This is a genomic window from Verrucomicrobiota bacterium (genome assembly GCA_037139415.1).
GTDB lineage: Bacteria > Verrucomicrobiota > Verrucomicrobiia > Limisphaerales > Fontisphaeraceae > JBAXGN01.
On sequence record JBAXGN010000362.1, the window covers coordinates 1 to 2,292 of the forward strand.

Consider the following 2,292-nt stretch of genomic DNA (forward strand, 5'->3'; position numbering starts at 1 on the left):
CCACGGATAAAAAAATCACCGAAAACAGTTGCAAAAATTAACACCGTTGCTGGGGCGTGCTCAGCGCACGCCCAATAACCTGCGTCCAGCAGGCAAAAGACTTCGGCTGTTTGACGATCAAACAGTTGACGCCGTCCTTCCAAGGGATGTCGTGCATATTCATATTATCGGCATCGAGAATGGGTATGGCACCGCGCGTCAGCGCCTCGAAGGGGCGTTGCGTCCAGGAAGTTCCCGGCAGACAAATCAAGAAATCCGTGTCATCCAACAGCCTCACATATTCCGCTATCGTAGGCCGCGTGCCATTCACCGTCCAAGCTACCGCCGGCCGATCTCCCCCAGGAGCCTGACCGGAATCACACACCCGCAGTGAGGAATTCCGCGCAAATAGACCAAGCAAATGGTCGCACAAGGCAGCCCGGTACGGTCCACGCGCGCCGGTTGCGGCCAAAACAAAACCGCGTTTTTTCTCAACCTGCCAGGGCCGGGCCATTTCTTGCTGCGCCAGGGTCTCGAAAAGAAAGTGAAGGTTAGGGCCCACCGCAAGCGGATAGCGCCTGCGAACGAAGGACCAACAATCCGCACGCGGAAAGATGGTTGCGTAGCAAACCGATTCCACCCGACCCAGCCAGTCCCTATTTTGCAGCCAGGCCCTTCCTTGCTGAAGCAGCATCTGCCAGTAGTGCCCAAACTGCGCATCGTAGAAAAGAATGACTCGGCGCGCACGGGCAACCCGCCTCCGCAATGTCCGCAAATCCTCAGCGGCAAACCTCAGCCAATGCGACCATCCCACAATTAACAGATCGTACTCCCGATCTGGATCATCCGCTAAATCACATATCAGCAAATTAGGCTGTTGGGCTAAAACGGAAAGTGTCACGTCATGATCAACCGTCTCGCCCTCCGGTTTGCGTTTCACATGCAACGTCACGTCCTTGCCGTCATCCAATAATGCCTTGATCACAGCAGCCAAGCCGGGATGAAGGGAAGGCGAGTAGATGCCGATGCGTTTAACGGATAAGAATTTGCTTTGGGGCATTGTTCATGCTTTCACGTGTCACGTTGCGGTAAGAGAGCATTGCTTTTGAATCGCCATCATATATCACACAGTTTGTGCGCATGTGTAGAAGTTTACGCCAATGTCATTATGGGGCAAGCGCGAATTTTGAGCGGGGAGAAGGTAGTTTTTAATGATGACCCGTTTTTCGACCCGAGTCATTGTCATCGCAACGCAGGTTTCCAAACCCGCTGTTCGCCGACTTCCCAGTCGGCGTATACACAACCACTCGCTGATTTGACGCCAATACTTGGCCTGTAACTCTTGACGGAAAACCATAGTGACAGGATATTAAACACCGTGACGGTGAGCAATACGTTTCAATTCAGTACAACGGCGCGGGTGGATACTCTCCGATGAACCAGAGGATTGGCACAAATGCTTAACCGGCGGCCTACGTATGGAAAATAAACTGATCGTCAGGAGTGAAGTGGATTTGATCGAAGTGCATCTCGTGGAGGGCGGGGTTTTCGTGCTGGAGATCACCGACTATGGCCACGGCATGTCGGTTGATCGCAGGGTCATACCGGCGTCCCAAGTTGATGCGATCGTTCAAAATCTGCATGACCGGGAATTTTGTGAACGGCTTTCAAAGAACCGGGGCCGATTGAAGCCGTATGAATTATCATGCTAAAACTACGTGTCCAGAAAGGGGGCATTCATTCACAGCCGTATGAGCGGGCCAGCCCAAGCGCACAGTGAGTCAAAAAAGAATACTTTTGGTCTCAGAAGAATTTTGCTTGTTGACAATGAACCGTTAATGAATAGCCGCTTTTTCTTTTTTGACTCCTTTTCGGCGCTGGCCTCGCGCAAGTTCCGCAAACGGCTGGATTGAGCGTCAGGACTGGAAAACAAGGATAAAACTAGTACAAACCTAGTACGGGTTTGGAATTTTGGTTTTATTAATTGTTATGTTTTTGTGATGAAACAAAATTTTTTACACAAATTGTGATAAAATTGTGATGAATTTGATTTTTCATCACAATTCTTTGACCACGGATGGAAAGTCGAACATGGCAGAAAAATTTATTGGCAAAAACATTATGACCAGAAGGTGCCAAGACCGAAGACCGGAGCCCGCGAATCACGCCAATCCACGCGAATGGTTGCCGCCAGTTCGGAGTTCGAAATTCGGGTCTCGAATATCTATTCATATTCATGTCATTCATGGGCGACATGGTAGCAGAGTCTGGTTGAGGGTGGTTTCCTCCCAGAGGAGAATAATTCGATTTCGG

3 protein-coding genes are annotated in these 2,292 nt (G+C 50.3%); 1 reads left to right on the forward strand and 2 read right to left on the reverse strand.

Annotated features, from left to right (window positions below):
- Nucleotides 1-37: 37 nt before the first annotated feature.
- The gene (locus WCO56_29655; GenBank protein MEI7733768.1) at nt 38-1,039 is read right to left on the reverse strand and encodes a hypothetical protein; all 1,002 of its coding nucleotides are present in this window, start codon (nt 1,037-1,039) and stop codon (nt 38-40) included.
- A gap of 418 nt (nt 1,040-1,457) precedes the next feature.
- Between WCO56_29655 and WCO56_29660 the strand changes: the two genes are divergently transcribed.
- Nucleotides 1,458-1,691 (forward strand): hypothetical protein, encoded by a 234-nt coding sequence (locus tag WCO56_29660; GenBank protein MEI7733769.1) that lies wholly within the window; start codon nt 1,458-1,460, stop codon nt 1,689-1,691.
- 268 nt (nt 1,692-1,959) lie between these two features.
- Here WCO56_29660 and WCO56_29665 read toward each other — a convergent pair.
- Nucleotides 1,960-2,292, reverse strand: a 333-nt coding sequence (locus WCO56_29665; GenBank protein ID MEI7733770.1) for a hypothetical protein, incomplete at its 5' end; no start/stop codon positions are given.

What these genes read in the sequence shown, in the direction of transcription:
- WCO56_29655 (MEI7733768.1), bottom strand. Translation starts at nt 1,039, where the DNA reads ATGCCCCAAAGCAAATTCTTATCCGTTAAACGCATCGGCATCTACTCG.
- WCO56_29660 (MEI7733769.1), top strand. Translation starts at nt 1,458, where the DNA reads ATGGAAAATAAACTGATCGTCAGGAGTGAAGTGGATTTGATCGAAGTG.